Below are 18,529 nucleotides of genomic sequence, written 5' to 3' on the forward strand. Positions count from 1 at the left end.
CCTCCCTTATCCGAGCAGCCGGGCGACGTGCTGGAACCAGGCGACCAGCGGCGGGGGGAGATAGATGCCCGCCGCCAGGACCAGGCCGAGATGCGTCATCATCGGCAGATAGGACGCCTTGACCGGAGCCGTGCTGCCGGTCGGCTCGCCGAACGCCAGGCCGTGGAGACGCAGAAGCAGCGCGCCGCCGGCGATCAGCAGGCCAGCCACCAGCGGCAGCGCCAGCAGCGGGATGCGGGCGAAGGTCGAGCTGACCAGGAGGAATTCGCTCATGAAGACGCCGAAGGGCGGCATGCCGGCAATGGCGATCACACCGGCGATCAGCCCCCAGCCGAGCAGGGGATGGGTCACGGTGAGGCCGCGGATGTCGGCGATCCGCTGGGTTCCCTTCGCTTGCGCGATGTGGCCGACGGCGAAGAAGATCGCCGACTTGGTGAGGCTGTGCATGGTCATGTGCAGGAGCCCGGCGAAGTTCGCCAGCGGTCCGCCCATGCCGAAGGCGAAGGCGATGATGCCCATGTGCTCGATCGAGGAATAGGCAAACATGCGCTTGATGTCGCGGCGGCGGTACAACATGAAGCCGGCAAAGAGGAGGGACGCCAGACCCATGGTCACCATCAGCGGTCCGGGGGTGAGCGCCGCGGCGTTGGCGGCCAGCAGCAGCTTGAAGCGCAGCACGGCATAGAGCGCGACGTTGAGCAGCAGGCCGGAGAGCACGGCCGAGATGGGGGTGGGGCCTTCGGCATGGGCATCCGGCAGCCACGCATGCAGCGGCGCCAGGCCTACCTTGGTGCCGTAACCGAGCAGCAGGAAGACGAAGGCGACGTTGAGCATGGCGGGGTCGAAAGCCGCCACGTGCTGGATCAGCACGGTCCAGACCATGCCGTCCTGGCCCTCACCGACGACCGGGCGCGCGGCCATGTAGACCAGGATGGTGCCGAACAGCGCCAGCGCAATGCCGACGCTGCCGAGGATGAAATACTTCCACGCGGCCTCGATGGCCTCGGGGGTGCGATACATCCCGACCATGAGCACTGTGGTGAGCGTGGCAAGCTCGATGGCCACCCACATCAAGCCGATGTTGTTCGCGACCAGCGCCAAATTCATGGCGAACAGCAGCAGCTGGTACATGGCGTGGTAAAAGCGCAGATGTGCCGGGGTCAGCCGGCCGGTCTCCAGCTCATGGCCGATGTAGCTGGCGCTGAACACGCTGGTGGTGAAGCCGACGAACGTGTTGAGCACGATGAAGACGATGTTGAGATCGTCGACCAGGATGAACGGCCCGGGCTCCGGCTTCGCCGCGAACAGCGACAGCGCCGCCAGAAAGGTCAGGAGCGCCGAGGCCACGTTGAGCCACGCCGACAGGCGGTAGCTGGCCAGCAGAGCCAGAAGCGCGGCCGTGGCGGCCGGCAGCGCCAGGATCGCGGTGACGCCGTCGAAGGCGGCCATGTTCATCGCTGGCCCTCGCGGAAACGATCGAGCGCCTCGACGTCGACGGTGTCGAAGCGCTCGCGGATACGGAACAGAAAGACGCCGATGACGATGAAGGCGACGAGGACCGAGAAGGCGACGCTGATCTCCACCACCAGCGGCATGCCCTTGGCGCCGGTGGCCGCGAGGATCAGACCGTTTTCCAGCGACATGAAGCCGACGACCTGACTCACCGCATTGCGCCGCGTCACCATCATGAGCAGGCCGAGCAGCACGACGGAGAGGGCGAAGGCGAGGTCTTCCCGGGCCAGGGGATCGGCGGCTTCGGTGACGCGCAGCATCACCACCATGGACAGCGCCACGAGGCCGATGCCGGCGAGCATCGTGGGGCCGACGCTGACGACGGTCTCGACTTCGCGGTGGATGCCGAGGCGGACGACGATGCGATGGAGCGCGACCGGGATGACGATGGCCTTGAACGCCAAGGCGATGGCGGCGGTGACATAGAGGTGCGGAGCACCCTGGGCGTAGGCTTGCCAGGACACCGACAGGGCCAGCACGACCGCCTGTAGGGCAAAGACGTTGAGGAGCGCGTAGAGACGGTCCTGGTACAGCATCATGAAGCTCACCAGGACCAGGCCGCCGGCGAGCAGGTGGGCGACGTCGAAAGTCAGGCTGCCCATCTACAGGCTCCGTGAAACGAACAGCAGCAGCGTGGCCAGCAGGCCGAGCATCAGCGCCGCGCCAAGGAAGTCGGGGACGCGGAACACGCGCATTTTGGCGATGACGGTTTCGAACAGGGCGAGCAGAAGCCCGCCGACCGCGAGCTTCCCCACGTAGACCAGGCCGCCGGTGAGCAGGCTCGCCAGGCCAGCGCCGGGGGGGCGAGACCCCAAGGGGCGAACACGCAGCCGATGAGCGAGAGGTAGAGCAGCAGCTTCAGCGACGCGGCAAGCTCGATCACCGCCAGATGGCGGCCGGAGTACTCCAGCACCATGGCCTCGTGCACCATGGTCAGCTCGAGATGCGTTGCCGGGTTGTCGATGGGGATGCGAGCGTTCTCGGCGATCGCCACCATGATGAGCGAGATCAGGGCGAGGGCCAGCGAGACGCGCAGCCCGACGGACGACTCCAGCATGGCGCCGGCCACCGTGGACAGCTGCGTGGAGCCGACGGTGAGCGCCAGGGTGAACACGATCATGATCATCGCCGGCTCGGCCAGGGAGGCGATCATCATCTCGCGGCTCGAGCCGATGCCGCCGAAGCTGGTGCCCACGTCCATGCCCGCGAGCGCCAGGAAGAAGCGTGCGCTGCCGAGCAGCGCGATGATGGCGATCAGGTCGGCCGACCAGCTGAACACCAGGCCTGTGGCGAAGGTGGGCACGAGCGCGGCGGCCACCCAGGTGGTCGCGAAGATCAGATAGGGGATGACGCGGAACAGCCACGAGGCGTTGTGCGCGAGCACCACCTCCTTTCGCAGGAGACGAAGCAGGTCGCGATAGGGCTGCAGCAGCGGCGGCCCCCGGCGGCGCAGCAGGCGTGCCTTCACCTTGCGCACGAAGCCGGTGAGCAGGGGCGCCAGCAGCAGCACCAGCAGCATCTGCGCGCCCTGGATGAGGAGGTCGGAGATCAGCGCCATACCGCGAGCACCGCCAGCAGCAGCACGAGCGCGAAGAAGACGAGACTGAGGTAGCGGCGAATGGTGAGGAACTGGAGGATGTTGAGACGATCCGCCAGGGACGAGACGGCGCCGGTGATCGGCGTGTAGATCGTCTCCCAGGCGGGATCACGGAGCTCCACCTCCATGCGTGCCGGGCGCAGGTCTCCCGGCCGTGGCATGTCCACGCGCTCGCGCGCATGGAAGATCGAGGTGCCGAAGACGCGACGGATCGGCTGGGCGAAGCTTCCCGCCGTGTACTGGGTCAGGATGCCGGCATCGGGAAAGCCGCAGTCCCAGGCCGGCCCGCGGCGCAGGCCATGGGACGCCAGCCGATGGATGGCATAGGCCGCGAGCGAGGCCGACGTCGTGATGAAGAGGAACACCAAGAGCCCGTTGTAGGAACTGCGGCTCTCGCCGATCGGGATGATCGAGAGCCAGGGCACGCCGAGCTGAGGCGGCATCTGCGCGCCGACGACGCCGTCGACGACCGGGGCGAGCCCGTCGATGACCAGGCCTGGCAGGATGCCCGCGATCACGCATAGGGCGCAGAGCGCGATCATGGCAGCGAGCGACCATCCGTCGACCTCGTGCGCCTCCGCCGCCTGTGGCGTCCGCGGCCGGCCAAGGAAGGCGATGCCGTAGACGCGCACGAAACAGGCAGCCGCCAGCGCGGCCGACAACGCCAGCAGAGCGCCGACCGCCGGCACCATGAGCTTCAGGCTCCACGGCGGGAGTTCCGGGCTGAGCAGGATCGCCTGGAAGGCGAGCCATTCGGAGGCGAAGCCGTTGAGTGGCGGCAGTGCCGCGATGGCGACGCAGGCGATGAGGACGACGACGCTGGTCACCGGCATGCGGTGGATCAGGCCGCCGAGGCGTTCCAGCTGCCGCTCCCCGGTCGCGGACAGCACGGCGCCGGCACCGAAGAAGAGGACGCTCTTGAACAGCGCATGGTTGAAGACGTGGAACAGCGCGGCGGTCATCGCCAGCGCTGCGGTGGCCGGCAGGTGATTGGCGCTGAACGCCAGCGCTAGCCCGAGCCCGACGAAGATGAGGCCGATGTTCTCGATGGTACTATAGGCGAGCACGCGCTTGAGGTCGTCCTGCATCAAGGCATAGAGGACGCCGAGGGCGGCTGTGCCGCCGCCGATCGCAAGCACCGGAAGGCCCCACCACCAGAGCGGGGGGCCGAGCAGATCGAAGACGATGCGGATGAACCCGTAGATCGCGACCTTGGTCATGACGCCGCTCATCAGGGCGGAGACGTGGCTGGGGGCGGCCGGGTGGGCCAGCGGCAGCCACACGTGCAGCGGCACCAGACCGGCCTTCGACCCCGCGCCGAGCAGGACGAGACCGAGGACGATGCCGGCGTGCAGCGGCGACAAGCCGTGGGTGCGTACGGCCTCGAAGGCATAGTCGCCGTCCGCGCCGGCCAGCAGGCCGAAGGCGAGCAGAAGGGCGAGCGTGCCGAAGCTCGCCATGAGGATGTAGACATAGCCCGCACGGGCGTTGTCGCCCTCGCGGTGGTGCGCCATGACGAGCGCCCAGGAGGCGAGGGACATGGCTTCCCACGACAGCAGGAAGGTGAAGGCGTCGGCAGCCAGCACCACCAGGTTCATGGCGGCGAGGAAGGCTGGAAAGAACGGCAGCACCCGCTGCGGCTCATGCTCGTGCTCACCGTAGCCGATGCCGTAAAGGCTTGCGGCCGAGCCCCCCAGATTGACGATGACGAGGAAGAATGCCGCCAGCGCATCGATGCGGAAGTGGGAGCCGAGCCACGGCAGACCGAGCGGCAGCGTGACGGCGCTGGCCCCGCCTGGGGGCACCCCGCCCAGCAAGCCCGCCGCCGCGCCGCCGCACGCCATCACCGTCACGGCAAGGGTGGCGGCATACACCAGGCGGCTCGCCGTCGGCCGGCCGCCTGCCAAGGCGCCCAGCACCGCAATCAAGAGCAGACCGCCCACACACACCAGCGCGGCGACGACCGGCATCCCCTTACTCCCCGACCGCTGGCGTTTGGGAGGGGTGCGCGGGCAGGGGACCGCCGCCCGCTGCCGGCCCTCTGAGGCGGACGCCCCGACCTCCGCTGTCGCTGACGGCTCCCTCGCCGATCAGCTCGATGCCGGCGGCCTGCAAGGCGTGCACCAGCTTCATCAGCGAATCGACGTTGCCACGGATGACGCCGTCGCTCGTCTCCATGCGCTGGATGGTCGGGACGGACAGACCCGACAGCGCGGCAAGGCGGCGCTGATCGATGCCAAGGAGTGCGCGGGCGGCACGGAGCTGTGCAGCTGTGATCATGGATTGACCCGCCGCGGAGATGCCCAAAACGTCCTTTGTGCAAGCTACATGCAATCTTCTCTATTTTCAATCATGATTTGTGATGTGTCAGACATCATCTACGTCTGAGCCATGCCGAGGACGGCCCGCTCGCCCGCGGTCTTCGCAGCCGTCAAGTCTGCAACGGTGGAGACTTCGCGTGGAGGGTGGAATACTCTGCCGCTACGATGCGGAGACATCGCCGCATGCAGTGGGAGCCACCAGAGCGCTTCTCGGACGGTCCGCGACCGCAGGCCGGCGGTCGCTGGAGCATCGGTGATGCCGTGCATCTCGAAGCTGCGACCAGTCTCACTTATGCGCTGCTTGTCGTCGGCTTGGCTGCAACTCCCGAATGGCTCGGGGGCGCCTTGCTGCGCTGGTGGATCGGCGCGACGTCCGACGTCACACGATGGATGCTCATCTTCGTGCCAGGCCCGCCTGATCTTGCCGGACCTGGCTACGGCCTGGAAGTCGCCGTCTACAGACATCTGCTGGCGGTTTCATTACTGATCGCGTGCGTCGTATTTTGGCTGACACGGGCGCATAGGGCGCGCTGGGCAGCCGAAGCGAGCCGCGGCCTTGCGCGCATCGGTCGGTCGCCCAGGCGCATGGCTGTCATCGGCCATTGCTACATGGTGCAGGGGTTTGTCGCGACGACCGTGATTCTGTTTTTCGGGGAACGTTGCCTGGGACCAATGGCGGCGTTTCTCTTCACGGAACCGTGGACGTTCCTGCGCGCCCCGCTGCTGACGACACTGGCATTTGCGTTCGCATGCCATGCGGCAGTCTTCAAGCTTTGTGCCGGCCGCTCGAGCGCAGCGGATTCAAGAGGCGGGGGCATGTCCCGATCAGGCGATTACATTTGATCGGGACATGCTTCAGAGCACGATCCCAAGAAGTGGACACCGGCTCCTGGGCAAGATCACGCTCAAAATAAAGACTTGGAGCGGGATGATGAGCAGAAGATAAATCATCCCGTTCTGGGTCGCGCGTCCGACCGGCTCGACGCGGTCGCCGCTTCAGGCGATGGCAGCCGCCGCAGCCCGTCCTGCGGCACGGCCGGAGAACAGGCAGCCGCCGAGGAAGGTGCCCTCCAGCGCGCGGTAGCCGTGCAGGCCGCCGCCGCCGAAGCCCGCGGCCTCGCCGGCCGCGTACAGGCCCGGAATGACCTCGCGGTTTTGGCCGAAGACGCGGCTCTCCAGGTCCGTCTCCAGGCCGCCCAAGGTCTTGCGTGTCAGGATGTGCAGCCGCACGCCGATGAGCGGGCCGTGGGCCGGGTCGAGGATGCGATGCGGCGGCGCGGTGCGGATCAGCCGGTCGCCGAGCGAGCGGCGGGCATTGTGGATGCCCATCACCTGCGCGTCCTTGCAGAACGGGTTGGCCAGCTCGCGGTCGCGCGCCGCGATCTGGCGCTCGATGGCGGCGAGGTCGAGCAGGTCGGCGCCGCTCAGCCGGTTCATGCCGGCGACGAGCTCAGTCAGGCTGTCGGCGACGACGAAGTCCTCGCCGTTGTCCTTGAAGGCCTCCACCGGCCCGGTGGCGCGCCGGCCGACGGCGCGGCGCGCCGTCAGCCGCCAGCTACGGCCGGTGAGGTCCGGATTCTGTTCGGAGCCGGAGAGGGCGAACTCCTTGCGGATGATGCTCTGGTTGAGGATGAACCAGCTGTAGTCGTAGCCGGTGCTCCTCAGGTGCGTGAGCGTGCCGAGGGTGTCGTAGCCGGGGAAGTTCGGTGCCGGCAGCCGCCGGCCCGTCGCGTCGAACCATAGGGAGGACGGGCCGGGCAGGATGCGGATGCCGTGCCGCTCCCACACCGGGTTCCAGTTGCGGATACCTTCCACGTAGTGCCACATGCGGTCGCGGTTGATGAGGCGCCCGCCGGCCGCTTCGGTGATGGCGAGCATGCGCCCGTCCACGTGCCTGGGCACGCCGGAGATCATGTGGGCCGGCGGCGGGCCCAGGCGCGCGGGCCAGGCCGCCCGGACCATGTCCTGATTGCCGCCGATGCCGCCGGAGGCGACGATTACCGCCTGCGCGGTGATGGCGAATTCGCCGACGGCGACGCGCGAGCTCTCGGCGCCGCGCTCGGCGCGGCTGGGCTCCAGGATGGTACCTTCGACGCCGGTGACGGCGCCGTCGGCCCGGACGAGGCGGTCGACCTGATGCCGCCACAGGAAGCGCAGCCGGCCTGCCGCCTCGGCTTCGCGCGCTCGACGCTCGAACGGCTCGACCACGCCGGGGCCGGTGCCCCACGTCACATGGAAGCGCGGCACCGAGTTGCCGTGTCCTGTGGCGTCGCCGCCGCCCCGCTCCGCCCAGCCCACGACGGGGAACAGCCGGTGGCCCATCCGGTGCAGCCAGGCGCGCTTCTCGCCGGCGGCGAAGGCGACGTAGGCCTCGGCCCAGCGCCGTGGCCACAGGTCCTCGTCGCGATCGAAGCCCGCGGCCCCCAGCCAGTCCTGCCAGGCGAGCTCGGCGGAGTCGCGGATGCGCATGCGCCGCTGCTCGGGCGAATTGACCAGGAACAGGCCGCCGAGCGACCAGAACGCCTGCGCGCCGAGGTTCTGCTCCGGCTCCTGGTCCACGATGATGACCGAGCGGCCGGCGTCGGCCGCCTCGGTTGCCGCCACCAGTCCGGACAATCCCGCGCCGACGACCAGCACATCGGTGGATTCACGCATGCCACGCTCCTCGTTCGGGAGGCCGTCAGAGGCGGACGATGTCTCTTCGAATCACCATCTCGCTCCAAGTCGTCGCCTCGAGCATGATCCCGTCCAAAAACGGCGTCCACGGCCGAAAGCATGATTGCGAGAGGGTGTTTCCGGCCCGGGGCGGCACAATTGACTTCGGACAAAACGGGATGACACACTTCGCCAAAGTCTAGAGCGCTCCGCGATCGGGTGGTTCCACCGGATCGTGGAGAGGCGCTCCAGATTCAAGAAAGTTATGAGCCTAGCGCCATTGGATGGCTCCATCCAATGGCGCTAGGCTCTAGGGTGGAGACAATCGCGATGGCGAACCCTGTGGCTCGCAATCACGCCGAGCGCGTGTTCTCGGTCGCCCAAAACGACGCGGCCGTCGTCGACGAGTCCGGTATCGCCAATTCCTGGCGGCGCTGCCTTGTGGACCACAAGCTGGACCCAGCCCGTCGCGGACCGCCGCGCACGTTGACCCAATCCGAGTTGAAGCAGCTCGTCGCGCCAGTCGACAGGCTGATACACCTCGCCGTGCCCGAACTCGAGGAGCTTTACCGGGTCCTGCGCAGCGCCGGCTACTGCGTCAATCTCGCCGACACCAATGCGGCCATCCTGGTCAGCCGCCTGCCCGACGGCGAGGCCGCGACCATCCTGCGGCGATGGAAGGTCCATACCGGCTCGATCTTCTCCGAGACCATCGAGGGAACCAACGGGCTGGGCACCGGGCTCGCCGAGCAACGTCCGGTCCTCGTGCATCGCGACGAGCATTTCCGCGAGCAATGGTCTCAGTTCACCTGTGCGGTGGCCCCGCTGTTCGACCATGCCGGACAACTCGCCGGTGCCGTGAACATCACGTCGTGCCGCGGCGACCTCGATCGCACTGCGCACCAGCTGGCCTTTGCCGTCATGGCCCAGTCCGTGCGGCGCATCGAGGAGACGATGTTTCGATCGCACTTCCGCGACGGCTGGATCGCAAGATTGCCCGCCGAAGGCGTGTGCGGACCGGCCTTGATCGCCTTCGACGACGACCAGCGAGTGCTCGGCGCAAGCCGGGCCGCGCGCCACGCCTTCGATCTGTCGGATGCGATGATCGATGCGGGAATGCCGCTGTCGCACCTCATCCAGCTCGACCCCACGCCCATGTGGCGGTCCGACGAGCCGCAGCTGCTGCGCGACCGCGACGGACGACGCCTCGGGCGCGGCCATATCTCGAGCCCGCTGCGCGCCAGATCATCGGGCACGAAGTCACAAGCCGCCTCGCGATCATCGGCAGGCGCCGCCGAAGCCCTGGAGCAGCGCTTCGCCGGGCTCGCCCGGCTGGCCGGCGGCGACCCGGTGCTCGGGCGCGGCGTCAAGCGGCTGATGATGGTTGCCGACGGGGATATCCCTGTCCTGCTGCAAGGCGAGACCGGCAGCGGCAAGGACGTCTTCGCGCGTGCGATCCACGCCGCCAGTGGCCGCGCCGGCGGCCGCTATGTGGCGTTGAACTGCGCGGCGCTGCCGGAGAGCCTGATCGACGCCGAATTGTTCGGATACGAGGGCGGAGCCTTCACCGGCGCCCGGCGCGACGGCTCCAAGGGCCTGATCGCGCAGGCCGATGGCGGCACGCTGTTTCTCGACGAGATCGGCGATATGCCGCTGGCGCTGCAGACACGGCTGTTGCGCGTGCTGGAGAACCGGGAGGTCTGGCCGCTCGGCGCGTTGAAGCCGATCCAGGTCGACATTCGCCTGATCAGCGCCACCCATCGCGACCTCGAGGCCATGGTCGCTGACGGCGGCTTCCGCGCCGACCTCTACTATCGGCTGCGCGGCTTGCAGGTCGAGCTGCCCGCGTTGCGGGCGCGGACCGACAAGGCCGACGTGATCGCCCTTGTCGCGGCCGAGGAGGCGCCGCGCGCTCACCTGTCGTCCGGCGCCTGGGAAATGCTGTTGGCCCACCCGTTCCCCGGCAACATGCGGCAATTGCGGCACGTGCTGCGGCTGGCCGGATGCACCGCGGAGAACGGCGTCATCGTCGAGGCCGATCTCGACCTGCCACCCGGCGCGCGTTGTGCGACGCTACCCGATTTCGAGACGGCCGAGCGCAACGTCATCGTCGAGGCGTTGCGCGTGCATGGCGGCCGCATCGCGGATGCGGCGCGGGCGCTGAACATCAGCCGCGCGACGCTCTACCGCAAGATCAAGGCGCTGAAGATCTCGACGGCCGGGCGGTAGACGTCGATCGGCTCCATCCGTCCGCCATCCGGCCCGACCGCGACGGCGGGGTCAGAACTTCACATCGAGCTTTCCGCGCAGGGTCTGGTCGATCGTGTCGGAGCCGGCCTGAGCGGCATAGGCGACGCCGAGGGTGAGAGCATCGTTGATCGACCAGTCGAGCCCGACGTCCGCGGCCAGGGCGTTGCGGTCGATCGGCACCGAACCGACGGCGAAGGGCTCGATCGTGCCCGGCGCCGTGAGGGCCGAGCGGAAGGCGAGGAGCGCCGTCGGGTTGGTGTCGCCGAAGGCGCTCCGCCAGCCGAGCGAGGCGCGCACGGTGAACGGCGTTTGCCCCTCGTTTCCGAAGGCCGCCGCGACGCGGGCGCCGATCGTGGCGACGCCCAGGTTGGCGCTGCGGCCGAAGCCCGCGAGCGCGGCCGCGCCGCCCCGCTCGACGAAGCGCTCGGTGTCGATCCGCACCGCTGCGGCGTTGACGAAGGGCTCGATGAAGGTGGCGAAGGCCAAGCCTCCGATCCGCCCCGTGCCGGCGTCCAGCCGATAGGCCGCCTCGCCGAACAATTGCCCGGTCGAGGCATCCTGCTTGGCGCTGTCGTAGTCCGCGAAGCCGCGCGCTTGAACGCTGCGGCCCGCGTCGAAGCGCGTGCCGAGATAGAGGGCTCCGGCCGACAGCCTCAGGCGGTCGAAGCTCGTGCCGGCATAGAGGGCACCGAACACGCTGCTCGTCGTCGCGCGCGACAGGTTTCCGTTGAGATCGACGGCCGTCGTGGCGTAGCCGCCCGCTGCGCCGATGCGCACGCCCGGCCCGATGGGCGCGAGGACGTCTCCGCCGAGAATGAAGCCGCCGGAGCGGCGGTCGACTCCGGTGACGGCGGCATCGGCCCCGCTGTGGCCGAACGAGCCGAAGCCCTGTCCCCACAGGCCGAAGGTGGCGGGATCGAGCGTGGCGCCCGGGCCCCGCACCAATGCCGTATCGGCGATGGCGCCGCGCAGCCGTTCGAGGACGGCGGTCCGGGCAAGGCCGCTCTCGCCGAGCAGCGTGGCCGGCAGCGCCGCGTACAGCTCCCCGAGAGGGAGGTGAAGCTGGCTCGCGCGTCCGCCGCGGTGCCCGAGAGGACGGTGTCGTAGAGGATGTTGCCGGGGCCGAGCGCCTCGACCGCGCGCGCGGTGACATACTGGTTCCGCGTCGCCGCCACCGAGGGAAAGTTGGGCGATGGACGGCTCGGGGGGCTGCTGCCTCCGTTCGTGGGGCTGCCGCCGTCCGATCCGCCGACCGGCCCGCCGCCCGTGGTCGGGCCACCGCCCGGGGTCGGGCCGCCGCCCGTGCCGGGGCCGCCGCCGTCCTCGCCTCCGCTCGAGCCGACGGCCAGCGTCAGGTAGACGTTGGTGCCGTCGTAGCCGAGGGAGGGCGTGAGGAAGGCGAGATTGGTGAAGACGGCGCCGAACCGGCCCGTGACGCCGCCGGCGGCGCTGAGGATCGTGTATGTCGTCGACGGATTGTAGGTCCCTGCTCCGGCGAGCACCGAGACCTTGCCGCCGTCGAGCGTGGCGCTGCCCTTGGCGATGATCCGGTCGGTCTGGCCGGCGCTGTTCACCTCCACCGCATAGAGCGCGTTCTGTGCGAAGCTGACGTTGCCGGCGACCGTCAGGGTGCCGATGGAGTTGCCGGGCGCCACGATGCCGCCGTTCGCGACAACGAGGCCGCCGACGGTGCCGCTGCCGCCGATCGTGCTGCCGTCGCTCACCGTGACGGCCGACCCGACCGCCCCGTTGACCACCAGCCTGCCGGCCTTGACGGTGGTTGCGCCGGCATAGTCGCTCTGGCCGGTGAGCACGAGGGTGCCGCGATCGTCCTTCACGAGGCCGCCGGCACCGGTCAGCGACGATGCGATGGTGGCGGTGTAGCCGGCCCCGTCGGCGGAGCCGTCGCCCACGCGGATCGGGGTCGCGCCGCCGGCGCCCGCAAGGGTGATCGCCCCTCCCTGCAGGCGGTAGCCGTCCACGGCAAACTGCATGCCGGTGGTCGCGACACCTGGCCTGTCCACCGTCACGGTGCCGGCTGCGCCTTGGAAGACCGCGAAGTTGCCGGCCCACGGCGTTGCTTCCGCGCCGTTGGCGTCGGTCCAGTTGGTCGAGGCCCCGGCGCTCCAGGTGCCGCGGCCGCCGTTGACGCTGCCGTTGGGCAGCGTCGTCGTCCCGTTCCAGAATTGGATGGTCGGCGGGGCGACCGGGGTTGCCGTGTCCACCACCAGGTTGACCTGCCGGGCCACCGCCGTTTGCACCGTGGCGCTGGTGCCGTTCGGCAGGAGGCCGACATCAAGACCCTTGTCGGTCAAGGCGCCGCCGTAGTCGATGACGCGGTACACGCCGACCCCGAAACCGCCGAGGTTGGTCACGTTGATCGTGCCGTCGAGGGTGAGGTCGCCGCGGACATTGAACAGGCGCGTCATGGTCGGCGCGCCGAGCGCCACGTTCACCGTCGCCCCTTGGTCGAGCGTGAGGCCGCCCATGGTCAGCACCTGGCCGGCTCGCCCTTCGAGACGCGCTCCGCCGGCGACGGTCGTGGTGCCGCCGATGGTGCCCGCTCCGCCGAGCGCCCCGCCGGTGACGCCCACGTCGCCGGCGACGGCGCCGTTCACCAGCAGGCGTCCCTCGCGCACCGTGGTGGAGCCGCTGTAGGTGTTCTGCCCCGACAGTGTCAGTGTGCCGCCCCCGGCCTTCACCAGCCGGTTGCCGCTGGCCGCGGCGCCGGTGCCGTCCTCGATGACGCCGGCGATCTCATCGGTCTGGCCGATGGCGCCGAGAACGACCGTCTGCTGGCCGAGGATCACCCGGCCGGCGCCCGAGAGCGAGCCGATGTTGAACTCGCTCCCGCCGCCGCCCAGGCCGGTCATATCGACCGAGCCGCCGTCCTGGTTGACGATCGTCGCGGCGCCGGCCTGGGCCGCGCCGCTGAAGGCGACGCGTCCGCTGCTGGTGATATGCGCGGAGCCTGCGGACGAGGTGTCCCTCACATCGATCTGCCCGGTCGCGGCGTTGACGACCGCCGTGCTGTCGAGGGTTGCCTGGCCGGTGAGACGAACGACGCCGCTGTTGGCGATGGAGGCGATTCCGGCGTCGCCCGTGCGGGAGATCTGGAGCGTACCGTCCTTGTCCACGGTGGCCGGCCCCGAACCGAGCGTTCCGTCCTGGACGAGGCTCAGGGTGCCGCTCTCGATCCGCGTTCCACCGCCGTAGGTATTTGCGGCGCCGAAGGCCGCGGAGCCCTGTCCCTTCAGGTGAATCCCGCCGGTGCCGCCGATGGCGACGCCGAAGGTCGCGAAGGCATGGCCGGTGGCCGGAGAGAACGCGATCACCGTGTCGGTCGTGCTGGTGACCAGCGAGCCGCCGGTGCCGGCCTGGAAGGCGTAGACGTCGGGCGCGGTGAAGCGCATGCCGTCGAAGCTCTGGAGGCCCTCGACCGTCACCGTGCCGCCCGCACCGCCGAACACCGCTGTCTGCCCGGCCCACGGGGCGTTGATGGTGCCTGCCTGGTTGGTCCAGTTGGTGCTCGTGCCGTTCCAGGTGCCGGAGCCTCCCCGTCCGCCCGTCTGCGCGCCGGGGGTCTGGCTGGCGCCATCCCAGTACTGCGCGCCGGTGCCGGTCGCGATGATGAGGTTGACCTGCCCGGCGGCGGACGTGTCGAGGTTCCAGTCGCCCGGATTGAAACCTGTGGGCGCGCTGGTCACCACGAGGCCGCCGTTGGTCAGGCCGCCGCCGTAGTCGAACAGGCGGTAGGCGCCGCTGGCGAAGCCGCCGCCGTCCGTCACGGCAAGGCGGCCGCCGAGCGTCAGGTTTCCCGTCACGCCGAACAGCGGCGCGCTGCTCGGCGCCCCGAGCGTGGCGGAGACCCGCGCGGCGTCGTCGAGGGCCAGGGAAGCGAGCGTCAAGGTCTGGCCCGCACGCCCGGCGAGGATGCCGCCGGCGGCGACCGTGGTGCCGCCCACGCTGCCCTTGCCGCCGAGCGTGGCGCCGGCGCCCACGTTGAAGGCCGTGGCGGTCATGGTCGCGTCGACGAAGAGGCGGCCTTCCTCCACCTGGAAGGCGCCGGCGATGGCGTTGCCAGCGTTGCCGAGGAGGGTCCAGTCGCCGGTCCCGGTCTTGCGGCCGGCCTCGAAATTGCTGACCGGGTTGACGTCGAAATTAAAGGTGCCGGCGGTTCCGGCTGCGCCGGCGAAGACGAAGGTGTCGATTTCCGGCGCTCCCGCCGCGTCCCTGCCGCCGTCGATGGAGCCCTTGATGACGGCCGTGGGAAGCAGGGTCAGCGTATCGGCGCCGTCATTGAGGTCGATGACGCGGCCGCCGTTGTCGCGGGCGACGGTGCCGGCGATGACGAGGTTGTCGATCACCTCCGGATAGCTCCCTGCGCCGTCGTACTGGCTGTAGGCCTCCCGGTTGGCGGCCCGCAGCGTGCCGCCCTCGGCGATCGTCGTGTTGGCGACGACCGGCACGTCCGTGCTGCCGGCGGCGTTGCTGGCGTTGATGAACAGGCCGTAGGCGTTGGAGGCTGATCCGAGCGTCTCCACCGTGCCGGCGATCGCAATGTCCAGCCGGTTGTCCGTCGGCGAGGTGGCCGCGTTGACGAGGATGCCGAAGCGATTCCCGGTCACCCGGCCGCCGGCGTTCACCTTGATGTCGGAGCCGACCGCCGCCGTCAGGCCGTTGGCCGGCGCTTCGACGATGCCGTCGACGATGATCCGCGAGTCGGCGCCGGTCGAGATTCCGGTCCCGGAGGTCGCGCTTCCATTCCCGTGGATCGAGCCCGTGCTCTGCAGCCAGACCTGGGAATTGGCGCCCACGGCAATGCCGCCGCCGGTGCTGGAGTTGGGGGAGGCCATGTCGCCGACCGCCTTGAGCGTGCCGGCGACGGTCACGTCGGCATGGGCGGCGCTGAGCATGTCGATGACGGCGCCCGTGCCGTGGGTGGTGAGGGTGGCGCCCGGCAGCACCTTCACCGTCACGTGATCCCTGCTGAAGCCGCTGATGGCGCTCGACGTGGCGCCGCTCTGCGTCTCGATGCTGCCCGTGCCGCCGATGGTCACGGTGTCGCCGGCGCCGACGCCGATGCCGTCGCTCTTGCTGAGGATGGAGCCGTCGATGACGTAGGTGTTGCCGCCGTTGCGGCCATTGAGCCCGAAGTAGTTCGAGAAGGGGGAGTCCGCCTCGATGCGGGCGCCGGGCTTCAGTGTGATGAGAGAGTTGGCGAAGCCGGCAAGGCCGGTCGTGCCCACAGCCCCGGTGATGCCGCCGGCTCCACGCAAGACCCCCTCCAGGGTGACGGTCGAGCCGTCGCCGATGTACAGGGCGTGGGTGTTGGGGGAGGGTTGGCCGAGCGCGCCCACGGTGCTGCCTGCACCGAGGGAGATCGCCGCGCCGTTGCCGAGCGCGATGGAATAGCCGCTCGCCGGCACGATGCTGCCGCCGGGAAGCAGCGTCAGGGACACGCCGGTGCTGCCGTCGGCGACCACGCCCGTGGTGCTCGCCCCGCTGCAGGTCACGCTCTGGCCGCTCGCCGGCGCGACGCTCGAACAGGCGGCATCGGCCGTGCCTGAGAGGGACAGCAGCAATGCCAGGCCCGATGCGGACGGCGCCGCCAGGCGTGCCGAGATGACGAACGGAAACGAGCGCCGCTCACCGGCGCGCCGAATAGAGATGCCCACAGCCCCGACTCCAGCCCCAAGATGCGCAACCCTGTGAGGTTGCACCGCCCTATGTCGTACCCGTCGCGGTCACGGCCGTGTCCTCTCCAGATGGAGAGGAGCGCGCACGCCGTCACCAGGCGTCACCCCAGAGCGACAGGTGTGCGAGTGCCTGCGCGCGCGTGCGCACGCCGAGCTTCATGCGGACGCGACCGAGGTGGTATTTCACCGTGGTGCGCGAGATGCCGAGCGTCTCGGCGATCTGCCGGTCCGAGTTGCCTTCGCCGACGCCCTTGAGGCATTCGCGCTCGCGCGCGGTGAGGCGCTCGTGCAGCGCCAGCGGCGGCGTGACCGCATGCAGGGCGTGGAGCCGCGCGTGGATCGCGACGCCCAGGGCCGCGATCCTGGCGTGAACGGCGGGCTGCGGCGCTGCGGTCCCGCCCATCAGCGAGAGGACGGCGAGGTATCCACGGGGGCCGTGGAAGGGCATGCAGAAGCCCTCCCGCCAACCGAACCGGCCCGCGACATCGAGGAAGGCGTCCTCCTCGGGCGACAGCCTCCGATCGGAGCGTATCTGCGACCAGGTGAAGGGGTGGAGGCGCCGCTTCGCATCCGCGAGGGCGACGTCTGCAAGCGCGAGCCGGCGCTGCTGGTACACGGCGGTCCAGCGGGCCGGCCACTGGCGCAGCACGAAGATCGGCTCCGGCGCGTGGCCCGCGGGAGGCGCGATGACGAACGCGCAGGCCGAATAGCCGAGCATCTGCGCTTCCCGGGCCAGCAGGGCCCCCAAAGCGTCGACGTCGTCGCAGGCCGCCACCGCCTCGGCGAAGGCCCAGCTGTCCGCAGCGTATGTGACGTCTGGGGATATGCCGGCGCGTTCGGCCAATGCGTGCGGCTCCGGTGGCCGGCGGCGGACGGGGCCCGTTGACCCAAGGACCAGCTCAAGGCACCCTAGGGACGGCCCCTGAGCTACGTCTTTGAAAAATATGATTTTTCGTGCGCCTCTGCATCCGGGCGCGAGCGGGCGGAAGCGGGCAAAACCGGACATCGGCGAGAGCGAGGCGGTCGTGGAGCATCGGCGCAGGCGCCTGGAAAGCTGGAAGGAGATCGCGGCGTTCTTCAAACGCGACGAGCGCACCGTGCGGCGGTGGGAGCGTCAGCGCGGGCTGCCGGTGCACCGCATCCCGGGGGGCGAACGCAATCTCGTGTATGCGTATCACGACGAGCTTGACCTGTGGCTGAGAGCAGCGCCCGCTCCTCCGCCTGCTGAAGCGCCGGACGCAGCTGCGCCGATGGACCCGGCCGGCGACGCAGCCATGCCCGGCGCGGCGGCGGAGCCGATCGGGACAGCGGCCGTGTCGCTTCCCGCGGAACCTCCGCCGGCGATCGCCGCGCCGATGATCACGGAGGCGACGGCAGGCCCGGCACCCCGTCGTGCCCGGTGGCCGTCGGCTGCGCTCGCGGGCCTCGCCCTCCTGGGAGCAGGTGCCGCGATGCTATCCGGGGCCACGGGCGCGCGGCACACGCCGACGGCCCCGTCGGGCGCTCTTTCCACGGCGCACGTGCCGCCGCAGGCGGCCCGCGACCTCTACCTGACGGGCGTCTACCATCTGGGCACGCGCCAGGCGGATGGCTTCACCCGCGCCATCCAGTACTTCACCGAGGCCACGGTGCGCGATCCGCTCTACGTGGACGCCTACGTCAAGCTCGCCGACGCCTACAACACCATCAGCCAGTTCACGCTGGTGCCGGCGGACGAGGCCTACCCCCGTGCCAAAGCGGCGGCGGAGCGGGCGATCGCGCTCGATCCCGCGTCGGCGGACGCCCATGCGGCCCTGGCCTTCACCGAGTTCTACTGGCAGCGCAACTTCGCGCGCTCGCAGGAGCTGTTCGAGCAGGCGATCGCGCTCGGTCCGTCGTCCGCCCAGACCCACCATTGGTATGCGCTCACCCTGATGCACGCCGGGCGCTTCGAGGTGCCGCTGCGGGAGATCGCGCGGGCGCAGGAGCTCAATCCCGAGTCACGGGTGATCCTGTCCAACAAGGCGCTGATCATGTTTCACGCCGGCCTCGCGGCGGAGGCGGAAACGATCCTCCGCCAGCTCGCCGACGCGGAGCCCAAGCTGCGGGCGCCGCGTGAATATCTCGCCACCATCTATCTGTCCGAAGGACGCTATCAGGACTTCCTGCGGGAATACCATGCCGCCGCGGCGCTGACTGGCAATGCGGCACGCCTTGCGATCTCCGCAGCGGCGGACGCGGGCATGGCCTCCGGCGGCGCGCAGGGGATGCTCGCCCGCATGCTGGAGGAGCAGAAGCGCCAGTATGCCCAGGGCCGCGAGCCGGCCTACAAGGTCGCCGCCACGGCAGCGCTGCTCGGCGATGCCGCCGCCGCGATCCGCTATCTGGAAGAATCGATCGACCGCCGGGAGCAGGACATGCTGGGCATGCTCATCGAGCCTGCCTTCAAGGCCCTCCACGACCGGCGAGATTTTCGTCGTCTCGCCGAGCGCGTCGGCTTCGCCGATTTGGGGTGA

Annotated in this window: 10 protein-coding genes and 2 pseudogenes; 3 read left to right on the top strand and 9 right to left on the bottom strand. The window is 69.7% G+C overall.

Translation table 11 applies throughout. The features are described 5' to 3' along the window. Positions 1-6 precede the first annotated feature (6 nt). The 5 genes and pseudogenes from ACZ5PO_RS15685 to ACZ5PO_RS15705 all read right to left on the bottom strand — a co-directional run bounded on the left by ACZ5PO_RS15685 (position 7) and on the right by ACZ5PO_RS15705 (position 5,389). Positions 7-1,455 (bottom strand): hydrogenase 4 subunit F, encoded by a 1,449-nt coding sequence (locus ACZ5PO_RS15685; protein WP_464195036.1) that lies wholly within the window; start codon positions 1,453-1,455, stop codon positions 7-9. Further along, positions 1,452-2,114, bottom strand: a complete 663-nt coding sequence (locus ACZ5PO_RS15690; RefSeq protein WP_464195038.1) for a hydrogenase-4 component E — start codon at positions 2,112-2,114, stop codon at positions 1,452-1,454. Before ACZ5PO_RS15690 ends, ACZ5PO_RS15685 begins: the two co-directional genes overlap by 4 nt. Continuing rightward, positions 2,115-3,070 (bottom strand): annotated as a pseudogene (locus tag ACZ5PO_RS15695) (respiratory chain complex I subunit 1 family protein). Next, complete coding sequence (gene hyfB, locus ACZ5PO_RS15700; protein WP_464195040.1) at positions 3,061-5,079, bottom strand: hydrogenase 4 subunit B; 2,019 nt, start codon at positions 5,077-5,079, stop codon at positions 3,061-3,063. The pseudogene ACZ5PO_RS15695 and the gene hyfB overlap by 10 nt, the downstream one beginning before the upstream one ends. Before the next feature lie 4 nt (positions 5,080-5,083). After that, the gene (locus ACZ5PO_RS15705) at positions 5,084-5,389 is read right to left on the bottom strand and encodes a helix-turn-helix domain-containing protein (protein ID WP_464195042.1); all 306 of its coding nucleotides are present in this window, start codon (positions 5,387-5,389) and stop codon (positions 5,084-5,086) included. Positions 5,390-5,613: 224 nt separating this feature from the next. Here ACZ5PO_RS15705 and ACZ5PO_RS15710 point away from each other — a divergent pair, with 224 nt between their 5' ends. Next, positions 5,614-6,273 (top strand): hypothetical protein, encoded by a 660-nt coding sequence (locus tag ACZ5PO_RS15710; protein WP_464195044.1) that lies wholly within the window; start codon positions 5,614-5,616, stop codon positions 6,271-6,273. Positions 6,274-6,426: 153 nt separating this feature from the next. On the opposite strand, the gene ACZ5PO_RS15715 is transcribed toward ACZ5PO_RS15710, so the two are convergent. Then, positions 6,427-8,085 (bottom strand): FAD-binding dehydrogenase, encoded by a 1,659-nt coding sequence (locus tag ACZ5PO_RS15715; protein WP_464195046.1) that lies wholly within the window; start codon positions 8,083-8,085, stop codon positions 6,427-6,429. Positions 8,086-8,415: 330 nt separating this feature from the next. Between ACZ5PO_RS15715 and ACZ5PO_RS15720 the strand changes: the two genes are divergently transcribed. Further along, positions 8,416-10,314 carry a sigma-54-dependent Fis family transcriptional regulator gene (locus ACZ5PO_RS15720; RefSeq protein WP_464195048.1) on the top strand — a complete coding sequence of 633 codons (1,899 nt, stop codon included), beginning with the start codon at positions 8,416-8,418 and terminating at the stop codon, positions 10,312-10,314. 51 nt (positions 10,315-10,365) lie between these two features. Here the strand turns inward: ACZ5PO_RS15720 and ACZ5PO_RS15725 are convergent, their stop codons facing one another. From ACZ5PO_RS15725 to ACZ5PO_RS15735, 3 genes and pseudogenes are all read right to left on the bottom strand, one after another. Further along, positions 10,366-11,277 (bottom strand): autotransporter outer membrane beta-barrel domain-containing protein, encoded by a 912-nt coding sequence (locus ACZ5PO_RS15725; RefSeq protein WP_464196860.1) that lies wholly within the window; start codon positions 11,275-11,277, stop codon positions 10,366-10,368. A gap of 818 nt (positions 11,278-12,095) precedes the next feature. Then, positions 12,096-15,251, bottom strand: a pseudogene (locus tag ACZ5PO_RS15730) (beta strand repeat-containing protein); the annotation flags it as partial. Between the two features lie 874 nt (positions 15,252-16,125). Continuing rightward, on the bottom strand, positions 16,126-16,878 hold the full coding sequence (locus ACZ5PO_RS15735) for a LuxR family transcriptional regulator (protein ID WP_464195050.1): 753 nt from the start codon (positions 16,876-16,878) through the stop codon (positions 16,126-16,128). A gap of 181 nt (positions 16,879-17,059) precedes the next feature. On the opposite strand from ACZ5PO_RS15735, the gene ACZ5PO_RS15740 reads away from it, so the two are divergent. Continuing rightward, positions 17,060-18,529, top strand: a complete 1,470-nt coding sequence (locus ACZ5PO_RS15740; RefSeq protein WP_464195052.1) for a hypothetical protein — start codon at positions 17,060-17,062, stop codon at positions 18,527-18,529.

The organism is Chelatococcus sp. KU-N122, assembly GCF_055391085.1.